The sequence below is a fragment of the Bifidobacterium criceti genome (assembly GCF_002286935.1).
GTDB classification, from domain to species: Bacteria; Actinomycetota; Actinomycetes; order Actinomycetales; family Bifidobacteriaceae; genus Bifidobacterium; species Bifidobacterium criceti.
Window position 1 is genome coordinate 77,537 of the sequence record NZ_MVOH01000007.1, and the last position, 16,586, is coordinate 94,122.

12 protein-coding genes and 2 tRNA genes are annotated in these 16,586 nt (G+C 63.8%); 11 read left to right on the forward strand and 3 right to left on the reverse strand.

The window, feature by feature from the left end:
• Window positions 1-221 precede the first annotated feature (221 nt).
• The 5 genes from B1526_RS03845 to B1526_RS03865 all read left to right on the forward strand — a co-directional run bounded on the left by B1526_RS03845 (window position 222) and on the right by B1526_RS03865 (window position 5,366).
• Window positions 222-1,646 carry an MFS transporter gene (locus B1526_RS03845; RefSeq protein ID WP_095614781.1) on the forward strand — a complete coding sequence of 475 codons (1,425 nt, stop codon included), beginning with the start codon at window positions 222-224 and terminating at the stop codon, window positions 1,644-1,646.
• Between the two features lie 100 nt (window positions 1,647-1,746).
• Complete coding sequence (gltX, locus tag B1526_RS03850; protein ID WP_095614850.1) at window positions 1,747-3,285, forward strand: glutamate--tRNA ligase; 1,539 nt, start codon at window positions 1,747-1,749, stop codon at window positions 3,283-3,285.
• 267 nt (window positions 3,286-3,552) lie between these two features.
• Window positions 3,553-3,625 (forward strand) — tRNA-Glu (locus B1526_RS03855).
• A gap of 34 nt (window positions 3,626-3,659) precedes the next feature.
• Window positions 3,660-3,734, forward strand: a tRNA-Gln gene (locus B1526_RS03860).
• 291 nt (window positions 3,735-4,025) lie between these two features.
• Window positions 4,026-5,366 (forward strand): metallophosphoesterase, encoded by a 1,341-nt coding sequence (locus B1526_RS03865; protein WP_095614782.1) that lies wholly within the window; start codon window positions 4,026-4,028, stop codon window positions 5,364-5,366.
• Window positions 5,367-5,691: 325 nt separating this feature from the next.
• On the opposite strand, the gene B1526_RS03870 is transcribed toward B1526_RS03865, so the two are convergent.
• Window positions 5,692-6,486: an IclR family transcriptional regulator gene (locus tag B1526_RS03870; protein ID WP_095614783.1), complete on the reverse strand. Its 795-nt coding sequence runs from the start codon at window positions 6,484-6,486 to the stop codon at window positions 5,692-5,694.
• A gap of 366 nt (window positions 6,487-6,852) precedes the next feature.
• Between B1526_RS03870 and leuC the strand changes: the two genes are divergently transcribed.
• The 3 genes from leuC to B1526_RS03885 all read left to right on the forward strand — a co-directional run bounded on the left by leuC (window position 6,853) and on the right by B1526_RS03885 (window position 9,330).
• The gene (gene leuC, locus B1526_RS03875) at window positions 6,853-8,256 is read left to right on the forward strand and encodes a 3-isopropylmalate dehydratase large subunit (RefSeq protein WP_095614784.1); all 1,404 of its coding nucleotides are present in this window, start codon (window positions 6,853-6,855) and stop codon (window positions 8,254-8,256) included.
• Window positions 8,257-8,320: 64 nt separating this feature from the next.
• Complete coding sequence (gene leuD / locus B1526_RS03880) at window positions 8,321-9,001, forward strand: 3-isopropylmalate dehydratase small subunit (protein WP_095614785.1); 681 nt, start codon at window positions 8,321-8,323, stop codon at window positions 8,999-9,001.
• Between the two features lie 50 nt (window positions 9,002-9,051).
• Window positions 9,052-9,330, forward strand: coding sequence for an Lrp/AsnC ligand binding domain-containing protein (locus tag B1526_RS03885; protein WP_095614786.1), 279 nt, complete (start codon window positions 9,052-9,054; stop codon window positions 9,328-9,330).
• Window positions 9,331-9,459: 129 nt separating this feature from the next.
• Here the strand turns inward: B1526_RS03885 and B1526_RS03890 are convergent, their stop codons facing one another.
• The gene (locus B1526_RS03890) at window positions 9,460-10,809 is read right to left on the reverse strand and encodes an NAD(P)/FAD-dependent oxidoreductase (RefSeq protein WP_095614787.1); all 1,350 of its coding nucleotides are present in this window, start codon (window positions 10,807-10,809) and stop codon (window positions 9,460-9,462) included.
• Window positions 10,810-11,105: 296 nt separating this feature from the next.
• Here B1526_RS03890 and murA point away from each other — a divergent pair, with 296 nt between their 5' ends.
• From murA to B1526_RS03905, 3 genes are all read left to right on the forward strand, one after another.
• Window positions 11,106-12,476 (forward strand): UDP-N-acetylglucosamine 1-carboxyvinyltransferase, encoded by a 1,371-nt coding sequence (gene murA / locus B1526_RS03895; protein ID WP_235607023.1) that lies wholly within the window; start codon window positions 11,106-11,108, stop codon window positions 12,474-12,476.
• A gap of 191 nt (window positions 12,477-12,667) precedes the next feature.
• Complete coding sequence (locus tag B1526_RS03900; protein ID WP_095614788.1) at window positions 12,668-13,678, forward strand: lysophospholipid acyltransferase family protein; 1,011 nt, start codon at window positions 12,668-12,670, stop codon at window positions 13,676-13,678.
• Window positions 13,679-13,934: 256 nt separating this feature from the next.
• Window positions 13,935-14,933 (forward strand): NAD(P)H-dependent glycerol-3-phosphate dehydrogenase, encoded by a 999-nt coding sequence (locus tag B1526_RS03905; RefSeq protein ID WP_095614789.1) that lies wholly within the window; start codon window positions 13,935-13,937, stop codon window positions 14,931-14,933.
• Window positions 14,934-15,062: 129 nt separating this feature from the next.
• On the opposite strand, the gene B1526_RS03910 is transcribed toward B1526_RS03905, so the two are convergent.
• On the reverse strand, window positions 15,063-16,268 hold the full coding sequence (locus B1526_RS03910; protein ID WP_095614790.1) for a D-alanine--D-alanine ligase family protein: 1,206 nt from the start codon (window positions 16,266-16,268) through the stop codon (window positions 15,063-15,065).
• Window positions 16,269-16,586: the final 318 nt, after the last annotated feature.

The following is a 16,586-nucleotide window of genomic DNA, read 5'->3' on the forward strand; positions in this document are numbered from 1 at the left end:
GCGCGCGGCACGTATGGCAGCGTCCGCGCGCGCAACGGACCGTGAAGACGGCGAGGGGGGCCAGCGGCGGCATAGGCCGGCGCGGCGACCCCGACCACAACAAGTCAATCGACGAACATCCCACCCCAACCCGGCCGCGGGCGGAAGGAATCAAGCCGTGACGCAAAACGGCGCGACGACCGCACGCGGGACACGCCGTGAGCAGAAAGGAGCGGCACACCATGGCCTCCAATCACCTCAGCGGCGTCCGCGACGTCGCACAGCGCATCTTCGGCGGGTACGCCGAACTATTGCGCATCCCACACACCGCACGTTTTGCCGTCGGGTCGGTCATCGCGTGCATGCCGTTCCCGATGGTCGGCATGACGATGACGATCATGACGCAGCAGTACTACGGCAATTACGCGCTCGCCGGCGCACTGACCGCCGTGCAGGCGATCGCGGGCGCCGTGCTGAGCCCCGTGCTGGGCACGCTCGTCGACCGCTTCGGCCAGCGCGCCGTCTCCGTGCCGACGATCGTCGTGTGGATGGTCGCCGCCACATCGTTCGTCTCGTGCGTGCTCGCGCATGCCAACCCGGCGGTGCTGTACTGCATCGTGCCGTTCCTGGCCGCCGTGCCACCGTGGGGCGCGATGAGCCGCGCGCGCTGGACGTACCTGATGGGCAACGACAGGCAGGGCGTCAACCGCGCGCTGTCGCTTTCGGGCGTGTTCGACGAGGCGATGTGGGTCGTGGGCAATCCGCTCGCCTCCACGCTCGCCGTCATCTCGGGTGTCCTCTCGTTTTCGGTGACGGGCCTGTGCGTGCTCGTCGGCGCGCTCATGTTCCTTACCGAGTTCACCACATGCCCGCCGAGCCAGACGCAGCTTGCGCGCGAAGCCGGTCTGACGCGCAAGGAATTCCGCGCGCGCGAAGACGAGAAGGCGCGACTGATGCGCGCGCAGAGCGCCGCGGATGACGCGCGCGTGCACGCCACATCCGAAGGGCTCGATGATGCGGCTGTGCAGCAGGCGGCGCGCGAGGCGTACGACCGCGCGATGAGCGGCAAGAAAGACTCGATCTGGGGCCCGGGCCTCATTGCCGTGTGCGTCACATGGTTCGGCCTGGGCGCGTTCCAGTCGGCCGCCGGCATCTCGATCGTCGCGTTCGCCACTGAAGCGAACATGAAACAGTACACCGGCTTCGTGTTCGCGTGCTTCTCGGTCAGCTCGCTCGCCGGCGCGCTGCTGTACGGCGCGAAGAACTGGGCGATCCCGCTGTGGAAGCGCTTCTACGTGTGCCTGGCCGTGGTGAATCTGGGCATCGGGTCGTTCCTGTTCGCCAAACACCTGTGGGTGATCATGGTGATCTACCTGATCATCGGCGTGTGCCAGTCGCCCACGTGGATCAACGGCAACCAGCTCATGCTGCATCTGGTGCCGCAGACGCGCTTCACCGAAGGCATGGCGTGGATGGGCGCGATGAACGCGATCGGCGGATCCGCGGGTTCCGCGATCGCCGGCGTGTTCATCGACCGCAACGGCTCGCACGGCGGGTTCATGGTCGTCACCGCGCTCGCGCTCGTTTCGCTCGCGATCGCACTGCTCGGCTTCAAGCAGATCAAGACGAGCACCGAGACGCCCGTGCTCACCGAGATCAGCGCGTGATCGCGCGCGTGCGTGCACGTCCGGTTCGCGCGCCACAATGGACAGCATGACTGACACCGATGCTGCAAAGATCATCCAACCCGAAGATTCCGTGGAAGACATGAAGGAGCGCGAGCATGTGAAGCCGGAGCTGCCGGCCGACGTGCGCGTGCGGTTCTGCCCCTCGCCCACGGGCATCCCGCACGTCGGCATGGTGCGCACGGCCCTGTTCAACTGGGCCGAGGCGCGCCACACCGGCGGTACGTTCGTGTTCCGCATCGAGGACACCGATGCGCAGCGCGATTCCGAAGAGAGCTTCAACCAGATCATCGAGGCGCTCGACTGGCTCGGCATCGACTGGGACGAAGGCATCCGCGTCGGCGGACCGAACGGACCGTACCGTCAGAGCGAACGCGGACCGATCTACTTCGACGTTGCGCAGAAGCTGCTCGAAGCCGGCTACGCGTACGAATCATTCTCGACACCCGAGGAAATCGAAGCGCGCAACATCGCAGCCGGACGACCGAAGGAATTCGGATACGACGGCTACGACCGCAACCTCACCGAGGAACAGAAGGAAGCGTTCCGTGCGGAAGGGCGTAAGCCGGCGCTGCGTATCAAAATGCCGGACGAGGACATCACGTTCGACGACCTCATCCGTGGTGAGATCACGTTCAAAGCGGGCTCCGTACCGGACTATGTGATCGTGCGTCCGAACGGCGACCCCCTGTACACACTGACGAACCCGGTCGACGATGCGCTGATGGACATCAACGTCGTGCTGCGCGGCGAAGACCTGCTCAGCTCGACACCGCGTCAGATCGTGCTCTACCGGTACCTCATCGAACTCGGCGTCGCCAAGCAGATGCCGCTCTTCGGCCACATGCCCTACGTCATGGGACAGGGGAACAAGAAACTCTCGAAGCGCGACCCGGAATCGAACCTGTTCCTGCACCGCGACCATGGCTTCATCAAGGAAGGTCTCCTCAACTACCTCGCGCTCCTCGGATGGTCGATCGGACCCGACCGCGACATCTTCACGATGGACGAAATGATCGAGCAATTCGATGTGCGCGACGTCAAAGCGAACCCGGCGCGCTTCGACATCGACAAGGCGACGGCGATCAACGCGGAACATATCCGCATGCTCGAACCGCAGGACTTCCTCGACCGCTCGGTGCCGTACCTGTTCCGCGACGGCGTCGTCTCCGCCGAACACTGGGACGAGCTCACCGACCGCGAGCGCAGCGTGCTCACCGCCGCCGCGCCGCTCGTGCAGCCGCGCGTGCGCCTGCTCGGCGAGGTGGCCGGCATGGCCGGTTCGCTGCTGTCGACGAGCGAGTACATCGCGCCGGAGGACGACGCGAAGAAGCAGCTCAAGGCGACGGCCGGCGAAGTGCTCGACGCGGCGATCGCGGCGCTCGACGCGGTACCGGAAGCGGAGTGGAAGACCGACCATCTGCATGAGACGCTCAACAAGGCGCTCATCGAGGACGGCGGCTACAAGCCGCGCGTCGCGTTCGGCCCGGTACGCGTCGCGATGAGCGGACGGCGCGTCTCGCCGCCGCTCTTCGAATCGATGGAAATCGTCGGCAAGCCGCTCACGATGCAGCGTCTCGAAGGGCTGCGCGCGCATCTTGGGGAGATCCAGGGCGCGTAAGGCGGGGGTGCGCGAGAGCGCTGACGTGCGTGCGGTGTGCGCAACGTGTGCTGACGTGCATGTGCTGACGTGCACGGGGCATGTGCACGGTGTGCACGTGTTGGTGTGCGGCAACCGCTGCGCGTGTGGGGGAACGTTTGCTGACGTTCCCCTTCGCGTATGCGGGCGCGAAAACGGCGGAATAGAGCGCGACACGCCGTGATTTGCGCTCGCGCGGATTCTTCAGTATATTTTCTTTCTGTTGCTTCTACGGAGCAACGAGATGATGCCCCCATCGTCTAGCGGTCTAGGACTACGCCCTCTCACGGCGCCAACACCGGTTCAAATCCGGTTGGGGGTACGAAGTTCACCACCACGGTGATGAACATGCCAATTGGGATGTGGTGTAATTGGCAACACAGCTGATTCTGGTTCAGCCATTCTTGGTTCGAGTCCAGGCATCCCAGCCAATACGAAACCCTCGCTTCGGCGAGGGTTTCGTCATTTTCGTACGCATGGCGTTTGCGGGTGGTTGTGTAGGCCGCGTCTACAATCCGGGACGGAAACAGCCGTGTTTGCAGGTGGTTGTGCAGGTGGCGCCTGCGGTTTGGGACGTGTCGCACGGTGGCACCAGCTGCGTACATAGTGGCGCACAGCCGCGCACAATGGCATCGGCGTATGCATACGCCGGGAGGAAAGCGCGGGGAGAATCTGCGCGAGTACGCGTTGCGCCCAACGCGATGTGCATTACTGTTGGAAGTATGAGTGAGCGAGAGGTAATACAGCAGGTTTCGGAAGCGGACGCACCGTTGTCCATTTCGCAGCGGCTTGGACGTCTGCAATTTCATCGTTCGGGGAAATTCCGCATACTGCAGCTCGCGGATATCCAGGACGGGCCGAAGGTCTCCGCCGACACGATCCACCTCATCGAAGCCGCGCTCGCAAGCGCGCGCCCGGACCTCGTCGTCTTCTCGGGCAACCAGATCGCAGGATACGATCCCGCATACGCGGCCACGTTCTGCAAACGCCACTGGAAGAAGCCGATGTCCACACCGCGGCGCGAGGCGGAACTCGAACAGACACGCGCACGTGTGCGCGAATCGATACGCCAATTCGTGACGCCGATGGTGAACGTGGGCGTTCCGTGGGCGGTCACATATGGGAACCACGATTTTCAGTGTGGGCTGAGCAACGCGCAGCTTGACGCGGTCTACCACGAATTCAAAGGGTGCCTCAATCCCGTGGTGACGCCGCTTATCGAACGTTCGATGCACATCGGCGACGGTGCCGATCGTACACAGGAGATGGGCGACGTGTGCGTACGTACGACGGCGCCTGCGCTCGCGGACGAAATCGCATACGTGTGCGAACCGGGGACGTTTGCGCTGCCGGTTGCGAACGATCGTGGGGAAACGGTCGTCGGGATCGTTCTCGTTGATTCCGGCGACTACGCGCCGACGGGAGGATACGGTGCGCCCGATGCGCGCGCGTTGGCGTTCCTGCGGCAGCTGCCGGACGCGCTCGGTGCGGACGCGAAGTCGATTGTGTTCCAGCATACGGCGCTGCCGCAGTACTATCAGCTGCTCAAGCCGGCGATGGCGACGTCCGCGCACGCCGTCGAAGGGTACCGGATGTTCTCCGGACAATACTACACGCTCGACGACGCGAAGACGGCGCCTGGCGGCTATCTTGGGGAGGGTATCAGCTGCCCTGACGACGACAGCGGCGAATTCGCGATCCTACGCGATACGCACGCGTACTTCGCGATCGCGACGGGGCACGACCACCGTAATGCATTCGATGGCATCGTCGATGGCGTGCGCATGATTGCATCGCCGACGTGCGGCTTCGGATCCTACGGTCCGGTCCCTGAGCGGCGTGCGGCGCGGCTGTTCGAGTTCGACATCCGGCATCCGTACGAGCCGCGCACGCAACTGCTCGAATTCGGCGAGCTCGTCGGCAGGCCGAATTCGAAGAAGGCGTACGTGTACGGGATGACGGCGGAATCCAAGCCGAAAAGCGAAGGGGTGAACCTGCTGCACAAGCCGAATATGTTCAGCCGCGTGTTCCACTCGATCGCGAAGAACCTGTTCGGCAAGTAGCGGATCACGCCGCTGTTGCAGGCGTGGGCGTCGTGGGCGCAGGTGCAGGTCGGAGCTGCGAAGCGGGACGGAAATCGGCTGGTTTGCGTCCCGTGTGGTCGGAGGGAACTGCGGATTGGGCCGCTGCGGGTGGATGTGCGGGTGGTGTCTGCGTAGTGGGACGGAAACTGGCTGGTTTGCGGGTGGGCCGGTTGGTGGCGTCTGCGGGGTGGGACGCTGCTGACGGCCATAGGCATAGGCGGCCGTACGGGTGCGTACGTATGGACAAGGGGAACGGCCAGTGGTGGCCATTCCCCTTGGGTATGCCGGGTGCGGGCGCCGCACGTCAGCGGCTGATGCTCGCCTTGATGAGCGCGTCGGTCAGGTACTTGCCGGCGCCCATGACGAGTGGGGCGTAGCGGTGGCCCGGGTTCGAACCCATGCGGCCGCTCGGGCCGGAGATCGAGATCGCCGCGATCACCTGGCCGGACGCGTTGCGGATCGGTGCCGAGATCGAGCACACGCCCTCGTCGCGTTCGTTGATCGACTCCGCCCAGCCGCGCTTGCGGACGGCGGCGAGCTTCGCCGCCGAGAAGCGCGCATGGCGCAGGCCCTGGTGCAGGCGGTCGGAATCCTCCCATGCGAGCAGGATCTGCGCGGCCGAACCGGCTTCCATCGACAGCATCGCGCCGACGGGAATCGAATCCCGCAGGCCGCTCGCGCGTTCGACGGCCGCGATGCACACGCGCTGTTCGCCTTGACGGCGGTAGATCTGCGCGCTTTCGCCCGTACGGTCAAGCAGCGTCTGCAGGATTGGGCCAGCGGCCGCAAGCAGACGGTCCTCGCCCGCCGCCGCGGCGAGTTCCGCGAAACGCGAGCCGAGCACGAAACGGCCGTGCTGGTCACGCAGGACGAAACGGTGGCGTTCAAGCGCGATCGCGAGACGGTGCGCGGTCGGTCGCGCGAGTTTCGTCGCGCTCACGAGCTGGCCGAGCGTCGCCGGGCCGGATTCGAGCGCGTCGAGGATCTTGACGGTCTTGTCGAGCACGCCGACGCCGGAGTGGATTTCGTTGTCACGGGCGATCTGCTCTTTGACACGTTCGTCCACACGGTTGTCCACTTGTTCCTCACGTTCCTCCATATGGGCGTCGATGGGTTCGTCCACGGCGGGCGCGGGGGCGGTGGATTCTGTCACAGGCGCGTCGATGGGACGCGCGGATTTTGCGGATAGCGTATTTGAAGTCATGTCTCGATTATGCCATCTCACATACTGAAACACCAAATCGAATAATCCGCAATCATTCCACAGTGTGGGAAGCGAATGGCGAAATACCTTGACAATGCTGGGAAATCAACGATTCTCGACGTCTCACGGAGGTTACGAAACCTCCATATCTCATATAGTGACGCACGTGGGATGTCTTGAAACGTGAACTCATAAGCTAGTCGGACGTGTGAAACGCGCCCTTGACATGCGCGACCTGTTTTTGTAGGAGGAGAACCGACGATGGGAATGACACTGGCCGAGAAGGTCTGGGCTGATCATTTGGTGCGCAAAGGCGATGACGGCGCTCCCGACCTGCTGTACATCGACCTGATGCTCATGCACGAAGTGACGAGTCCGCAGGCGTTCGAAGGGCTGCGCCTCGCGGGGCGCACGCCGCGCCACGTCGACCAGCTCATCGCGACCGAGGACCACAACACGCCGACGGTCGACATCGACCGTCCGAACCCGGACGAGACGAGCGCGACGCAGCTGACGACGCTCGAAAAGAACTGCAAGGAATTCGGCGTACGTCTGCACCCGCTCGGTGACGCCGACCAGGGCATCGTGCACGCGTTCGCGCCGATGCTCGGCCTGACGCAGCCGGGCATGACGATCGTGTGCGGCGATTCGCACACGTCGACGCACGGCGCGTTCGGCGCGCTCGCGTTCGGCATCGGCACGTCCGAAGTCGAACACGTCATGGCGACGCAGACCTTGAGCCTCAAGCCGTTCAAGACGATGGCGATCAACATCGAAGGCGACCTGCCCGCGGATGTGAGCGCGAAGGACATCATCCTCGCGATCATCGCGAAGATCGGCACCGGCGGCGGCCAGGGCTACGTCCTCGAATACCGCGGCGAGGCGATCGAGAACCTGTCGATGGACGCACGCATGACGATCTGCAACATGAGCATCGAAGCGGGTGCGCGCGCAGGCATGATCGCGCCGGACGAGACGACGTTCGCATACCTCAAGGGCCGTCCGCACGCGCCGCAGGGCGAACTGTGGGATCAGGCGGTCGAGTATTGGAAGACATTGAAGACCGATGACGACGCACAATTCGACGCCGAAGTGACATTGCGCGCCGAGGACCTCGAACCGTTCGTCACATGGGGCACGAATCCCGGTCAGGGTGTGCCGATTTCCGCGGAAGTCCCCGCACCCGAGGATTTCGCCGACGCGACCGAACGCGCCGCCGCCGAACGTGCGCTCGCATACATGGGGCTCGAACCGGGTACGCCGATCCGTGACATTCCCGTCGACACGGTGTTCATCGGATCGTGCACGAACGGCCGCATCGAGGACCTGCGCATCGCCGCCGAAATCATGAAGGGCCACAAGAAGGCGGATTCGATCCACCGTGTGCTCGTCGTGCCCGCATCGTCGCGCATCCGTCTGCAGGCGGAAGCCGAGGGGCTCGACGAGATCTTCAAGGAGTTCGGCGCGGAATGGCGCAACGCCGGCTGCTCGATGTGCCTCGGCATGAACCCGGACAAACTCGTCGTCGGCGAACGTTCGATCTCCACGTCCAACCGCAATTTCGAAGGCCGCCAGGGCAAGGGGTCGCGCACGCATCTCGCGTCGCCCGCCGTCGCCGCCGCGACCGCGATCCGCGGCACGATCTCGACCCCCGCCGATCTGTGACGCGCGACCGCGCACAGCCGAACACAGCAGATCCGCACCATCCACGACATAAGGACGTACACCAATGGAAAAACTCACGACACTGACCGGAACGGGCGTCCCGCTGCGCCGTTCGAACGTCGACACCGACCAGATCATCCCGGCCGTCTTCCTCAAGCGCGTGACGCGCGCGGGCTTCGACGACGCACTGTTCTACGCGTGGCGCCGCGACCCCGATTTCGTACTCAACAAACCGGAGTATGCGGACGGCAAGATCCTCGTCGCCGGCCCTGATTTCGGCATCGGCTCGTCGCGCGAACACGCGGTGTGGGCGCTCCACGATTATGGGTTCCGCGTCGTCATCGCGCCGCGTTTCGCCGACATCTTCTATGGCAACACCGCGAAGAACGGTGTGCTCGCGGCGATCATGCCACAGGAGAGCGTCGAATTGCTGTGGAAACTGCTCGAAGAGGAACCTGGCCGCCAGATGACGGTCGACCTCGACACGCGCACCGTGACGTGCGGTGATGTCGTGCTGCCGTTCGAAGTCAACGATTACGTGCGTTGGCGTCTGATGAACGGATACGACGACATCGACCTGACGCTGCAGCACGAGGACGACATCGCCGCGTATGAGAAGATGCGCGCGGAACGCTTCCCGTTCAAGCCGAAGACGATCCCCGCGCTCCACGAGGAGGAATATGTCATCGAATCCGCACGCGAACCGCACGACGACGGTTGGGCGGGGCCGATAGGCGCACGTTGACGACCGTATAATGGCAGCATTGGTTCGCCCGAACGAGTAAAGGAGACGTCATGGCGGATGCGATCGTGTTGATCACGACGGAAAGCGATATGGTTGGCGAGGCGGCGAAGCGCATCGTCGAACTCGATGGCGTGCGCGATGTCTATTCGGTCGCGGGTGACGTCGACCTCGTAGCCGTCGTCTCGTCCGAACAGTTCGACGACCTCGCGCAGATTATTCCCGAGGGGATCGCGAAAGTCGACGGTGTCGTCGGCACGCAGACGCTCATGGCGTTCCGCACGTATTCCCGTGAGGACGACGAGGCCGCGTTCGACCTCGGTGGCGACTGAGCGCACATGTGCGCATAGGTGAGCGCTGCAGGCATATATGCATACGAACGTGCCGCGGTGCGCGGCCGCCGTGATCGATCACGGCGGCCGCGCACCGCGGCACTTGCATACGTCGATATGGATTGTCCGTCAACGGTCCTGTTCGGCGACGGCTTTCGCGGCGACCGCGCCGGCATAGTAGACCGGTTGGTCGAAGTTCGGTTGGAACAGGAAATCGACGTTCGCGAGCATATCGATCGTGAATTTCGATTGGATCGCCATCGAGACGACGTTCGCGGCACCGGAGACGTCGACGGTCGAGCAGAACTGCGCGCCTTTGACGAGACGTGTGTTCGGATCCCACGTGAGGATCGACGTGACGGGTGCCGTCGTCTGCATGAACGCGGGACGGTAGTCCTCGACGAGCTCGGTCGAACGGATGTCCATGCCGCGCCGGTTCGCTCCGCCCTGGGTGAGGCCCGACGCCGCGAGCGACAGGTCGTAGAGCTGCACGGCGCTCGTCGCCTGTGTGCCCATGTACTTGCGCGTCGGCTGCTCGATGTTCGCGCCGACGAGCATGCCTTGGCGCACGGCGTTCGTCGCGAGCGGCATGTAATCGTATTGGCCGGTCGGATTGTAGAAGACGGCCGCGCTGTCGCCCGCCGCGTACACGTACGGCACCGACGTCTGCATGAACTCGTTCGTGATGATCGCGCCGTTGTCCATCATATCGACCTGGCCGCGCACAAGGTCCGTGTTCGGCAGGAAGCCGATCGCGAGGACGGCGAACTGCGCCGTGTATTCGCCGCCGTCGGTCACGACGGTCACCGTGTCGTCCTCGTCGTTGTCACGGAACGCGACGACCTTTTCGCCGAGCGCGAGCGTCACGTTGTGCTCACGGTAGCGGTCTTCGACGATATCGGTTATCGGTTGGTCGAAATTGTTCGCGAGGACGCGGTCGGCGGCGTCGACGAGCGTCACGTGGACGCCGATGTCGCTGAACTGCTCCGCGAGTTCCGCTCCGATGTACCCGGCGCCGACGACGACGACCGATTTCGCGTCCTTCGAACGTTCCTTCAATTCGACCGCGTGGTTCCAGCTCTTGCACAGCTGCACACGACGCGAATCGATGCCCGGGATCGACGGCACGACGGGGCGGGAACCGGTCGTCACGACGAGTTTGTCGAACGGCAACGTCTGCGTGTCGCCTGTCTCAAGGTCGCGGAACTCCAACGTCTGCTCGGCGACGTGGATATCGGTGACGTCGGTGCGCATATGCATCGTCGCACCCGCCGCCTCGAGCTCGGCGGGGGACGAGTAGAACATCTTCCTCGGATCGGACACGTGGTCGCCGACCCACAGCGCGATGCCGCACGAGAGGAATGACAGCGTCGCGTTGCGTTCGAAGACGTGCACATCCCAATCGGGGTGCGCGTTGAGGATCGACGTCGCGGCGAACGTGCCCGCGTGTGTGCAGCCGACGATGGCGACAGTGGTCATCGGAATCTCCTTCGATCGAATCATCTCACATCGGGAACGGCGTACGACACGTGGTGCATTCGCGCGCATGTCTTTCGCCGCACCCATCATCAGCCTCGATGATATGCGCGCGCGACGTGCATGCCAACGCTTTTGCGCGCAACGCCAACAGCGCGCGGTGTGCGGCGCGCGGTCGAAGGTACTTACATGCCTTATGGCACAATGGATGGGCGGATGAGAGGCGTCGCGCGCGAGGAAATAAAAGCGGCGACGCGCATGTAGATATACAACAGACAGACTTCGATGGACGGCGCATGATGGCCGCCCGCGCACAGCGACAACAAGATACGAAAGAGGTAGACGTGGCCGAACAAACGGAAGACGTGCTGCACGTTGTTGGCGGCAAGCCCCTCAACGGAACGATCAAAGTCCGCGGAGCCAAGAATTTCGTAAGCAAGGCGATGGTCGCCGCACTGCTCGCGCCAGGCACGAGCGTGCTCAGGAACGTCCCCGAGATCCGCGACGTGCACGTCGTATCCGACCTGCTGCGCCTGCACGGCGTGAACGTCGACGTCAACGGCGCCGAGGGCGTCGTGACAATCGACGCGACGAACGTGCAGCTCGCGGACGTCGCCGACGTGGATACGCTCTCGGGATCGTCGAGAATCCCGATCCTGTTCTCCGGACCGCTCCTGCACCGCCTCGGTGAGGCGTTCATCCCCGCGCTCGGCGGATGCAACATCGGCGGGCGCCCGATCGACTTCCATCTCGAAACGCTGCGCAAACTCGGCGCGGACGTCGACAAGGAACACAAGGACGGCATCCACATCACCGCGCCGAACGGGCTGCACGGCGCGAAAATCCATCTGCCGTACCCGTCCGTCGGCGCGACCGAGCAGACGCTCCTCGCCGCCGTGCTCGCCGAAGGCAAAACCGAACTGTCGGGAGCGGCGACCGAACCCGAAATCATGGACCTCGTCGCCGTGCTGCAGAAGATGGGCGCGATCATCTCCGTCGACGTCGACCGCACGTTCCGCATCGAAGGCGTCAAGGAACTCAAAGGCTACACGCACACCGCGCTCACCGACCGCATCGAAGCGGCGAGCTGGGCGTCGGCGGCGCTCGCGACGCACGGCGACATCTTCGTGAAAGGCGCGACGCAGCCGGAAATGATGACGTTCCTCAACGTCTTCCGTAAGATCGGCGGCGAATTCGACATCACCGACCGCGGCATCCGCTTCTGGCACCCGGGCGGCGACCTCAAGCCCGTCGCGATCGAAACGGACGTGCACCCCGGATTCATGACCGATTGGCAGCAGCCGCTCGTCGTCGCGCTCACACAGGCGAATGGCCTGAGCATCGTGCATGAGACCGTGTACGAGAATCGTTTCGGGTTCACGAAACCACTCGTGCAGATGGGTGCGACGATCCAGCTGTACCGCGAATGCCTCGGTTCGCTGCCGTGCCGCTTCCAGCAGCGCAATTACAAGCATTCGGCGGTCATATTCGGGCCGACGCCGCTCGAAGGACGCGACATCGACGTGCCTGATCTGCGTGGCGGCTTCAGCCACCTCATTGCGGCGCTCACGGCGAACGGACCGTCCGATGTGCGCGGCATAAGCCTCATCGACCGCGGGTATGCGGACTTCCGCGGCAAACTCGCGGCACTCGGCGCGCAGATCGACTGATCCTGATTTGCGGCTGCTGCGTGCAGCTGAGCGCGGCTGAACGCGCAACATATACGCACGACGGTACGCTTACGCACGTGTAAGCGTACCGTCGTGCGTGTGTGGGGATGCACGACGGTACGCGGTGCACATCGTACTGTGTACTACGTCGAGCACCGCACTGTGTACCGCTCTCGGGGCACAATGGGGGCATGGTATCCAAAGGAAAGCCGTCACCGCGCTCGGCGGTGGATCCGCTCAGCAACAAGCAGGTCGCGCGCCTCGCGTCCGAATACGACCTCGTCGATCCGACACGTCCGTTCCCGACGGGACGCGTACGTCCGAACCAGAAGGAAATCGACGAACTCAATCCGAAGATCACGCGCCGTCTTGTCGAAGGCGCCGCGAAAGTGCTGCGTATGAGCTGCAAACTGCGCGCGTGGGGACTCGACAATGTGCCGACGGAGGGCGCGTACATCACCGCCGCGACGCACGTGACGCAGTTCGACGTGTTCGTGCCGATGGTCGCGATGTTCCAGATGGGACGCCGCCCGCGCTATATGGCGAAAGCGGAGATGGGCAAATGGCCGATCATCGGCAAATGGTTCCGCGCGGTCGGCATGCAGCCTGTACCAAGGCATTCGGGGAAGGCCCGGCAGATCGAGGAGGAGTCGATCAACATCCTCACGTCGGATCATGCGCTCACGATATGGCCCGAAGGCACCGTCACCCGCGATCCGGACAAGTGGCCGATGAGCATGAAGAACGGCGTCGGGTTCATCGCGCTTGAGGCGTCGCGCCGTCTAGGACACCAGATTCCGCTGTATTGCGCGGTCACGTGGGGTGCCGCGAGCATCAACCATTGGTGGCCGTGGCCACGCAAAAACGTCGTCATGTGCTACGACACGCGCCTCGATTACGCCGATCTGCTCGCGCACGCCGACGCGTGGGGTGACGAACCGCCCGCGGAACTCGCGAACGAACTCGCGCGCCGCGTACGCGTACGCATGAAGGAAGTCATGGCGAACATCCGCGGTGTCGCCGCACCGAATGGGTTCTACGACTACCGCATCATGAAGGAAGTGCCCGAAGTCGCGCCGTTCACCGACCCCCACCTCATCGACGCACGCGCGCTCGGCGAAACCGACATCATCGATACGTCAGCGTCGGCATCGACGACGAAGACATCGGCATCGACGAAGACACCACCCGCGCACCAATAGCGCCCACATTCCGCAGTGCGGTACGCTTGCGCGCGTCCGAACGTACCGGAGTGCGGTAGGAATGGGGCGCGCAGCACACGGCAGGGCATATCGCGACACACCGCGACACGCGGCCGATGACAGGTGCCAAGAGCGAAATCGCACACAGCGCGCGCAGGACGGCAACAATAGATACCAGACGAACCGTCGACACGTCCGCGCGCGCCGACGGCACAACCACATATGCCGTGCGCTCGCGCGGCAGAAGGAGCAGACAATGGCGAACATCACGGTTCTGGGCGCAGGCGCCTGGGGTACGGCATTCGGACAGGTACTCGCGGACGCGGGCAACGATGTGACGATGTGGGCGATCGAACCGGGGATCGTCGAGGCGATCCAGGCCGAACACCGCAATCCCGTACGTCTGCCGAGCGTCGACAAGCTGCCCGACAACATGCACGCGACAGGCGACCGCGCCGAGGCGGTCGCGCACGCCGACGTCGTCGTCGTCGCGATCGCCGCGCAATACGCGCGCGGCGCACTCGAACAGTTCAACGGTCTGCTGCCGGACGAAGCACTCGTCGTGTCGCTGATGAAGGGCATCGAGAAGAACACCGGCAAACGCATGGACGAAGTCGTCGAGGAGGCACTCGACCTGCCGACGAACCGTTTCCTCGCCGTGTCCGGACCGAACCTGAGCAAGCAGATCGCCGCACGTGAACCTGCCGCGACCGTCGTCGGCTGCACCGACATCGACAACGCGCGCGCATTCGCGAAGATGTGCACGACCGACTATTTCAAGGCGTTTATCACCGCCGACATCATCGGCCTCGAACTGTGCGGATCGCTCAAGAACGTCGTCGCGCTCGCGGTCGGCATGTCACATGGCGCGGGATACGGCGAAAACACGGCCGCGATGATCGAGACACGAGGACTGACCGAAATCAAGGAAGTCGGCACGGCCGCGGGCGCGCTGCCGGAGACGTTCTACGGACTCGCGGGTGTCGGCGACCTCATCGCGACGTGCGGATCGCCACTGTCGCGCAACTACACATTCGGATACAACCTCGGCAAGGGCATGAGCGTCGACGAGGCGACGAAGGCGAGCAACGGCGTCGCGGAAGGCGTCGCGACGGCGGGCGCGGTCGTCGCGCTCGGCGAACAGTACCACGTCGATACGCCGCTCGCGAAGGCCGTGACACGTGTCCTCAATGACGGCATCTCGTTCGACCAGATGATCGCGGAGATGTTCCCGAAGAACATCACCGTCGAATGACGCGCGCATAGTGCGAACGCGCGCATCCTGCGACATACGCATATATACATGTGCACGTATGCACGAAAGGCCGCGCACAGCATATCGATATGCTGTGCGCGGCCTTTCGTGCATACGTGCACACGTTTCCTACTCGCTGAGCGCGCCTTCGATGAGCAACGTCACCATGTCCGGGAACGGGATACCGGTCGCCTCCCACGCTTTCGGGAACAGCGAAATCGATGTGCAGCCCGGCAGCGTATTGATTTCGTTGACGAGGACGTCGCCATCCGCGGTCACGAACGTGTCGACGCGGCTCAACCCCATACCATCGACCGCATGGAACGCGTGCACCGCCGTGTCGCGCACACGTTCGATGAGGTCGTCGGACAGCTTCGGTGGAATCTCGGTGTGGCTCGCCTGGGCGTCCATGTATTTGCTGTCGAAATCGTAGAACTGGTCGTCGCCGCTTTCGCGTTTGTCGAGGACGACTTCACCGGGAAGGCTCGCTCGTGGCGAATCGGTCGGCTTGGGGCGAATGACACCGCATTCGATTTCGCGCGCGTCGATGCCTTGTTCGATGAGCACGCGCCAATCGTGCAGGCTCGCTTCGTAGACGGCGGCCGCGAGCGCTTCCGGATCGTTGATCCGTTCGACTTTCGTGACGCCGAAGCTCGACCCTGCACGCGACGGCTTGACGAAGAGCGGATAGGCGAGTCCGGCTTCGTCGACGAGTGCGAGGAAGCGTTCGCCGTCGGCCGCGAAATGGTCGGCCGCGTCGAAACGGCGGGTGTCGATCGTGATACCGGGGGAGACGGGGATTCCGGCGGCCGCGAGCAGCACTTTCGTGTAATGCTTGTCCATGCATGCGGCGGAAGCGAGCACGCCGCAGCCGACGTACGGGACGCCCATCATCTCGAAGAGTCCTTGGATCGTGCCGTCCTCACCGTATGGGCCGTGCAACGCCGGCAGCACGATGTCGATATGGCCGAGCGACGTGAGCGAACCGTCCGCGTTGCGCGCGAGGAAACCGTCCGCGCCTGCACCGATGTTGAGGACGACGTCGCGCGCGTCGGCGGTGCGTTCGACGTGCGGCAGACCGTGTGCGAGGTCCCACATGAGCGGATCGTCACCGTCGGTGATCCATGCGCCGTCCTTCGTGATGCCGATGAGGACGGGTTCGAATTTCGATGCGTCCATCGCGCGCAGGAACGTCGCCGCGGTGATGCACGAAATCGAATGTTCATCCGCTTTGCCGCCGTAGATGACGGCGACGCGCGTGCGCGGCGTCGCGTCTGCGGTGGTTTCGGTGGTTTCAGGGGTTTCGGTGGTGGAGGTCGTGGTGGGTGTGGACATGGTCACCTCTGTGTGGGAGAAGTCAACGGCTACAACGATTCACAGCGTACTCGTACGCCGGTAACTGACAGACGTCGCCGGCGGCGGTGCCGCAGTGTACAGCCGTGTGCAGCGTGCGGATGGACGTTGTTGGCGGCGGTGCCGCAATGTGCAGCCGTGTGCAGCGTGCGGATGGACGTTGTTGGCGGCGGTGCCGCAGTGTGCAGCCGTGTGCGGCGTACGGTTCGACGATTGTCGATTGTCTGGCTGATATCTCACGAGTCAGACCTGAGAACGATCGCAGAAGGGTGTTCGATACACTGTTGCTATTCGTGTGCG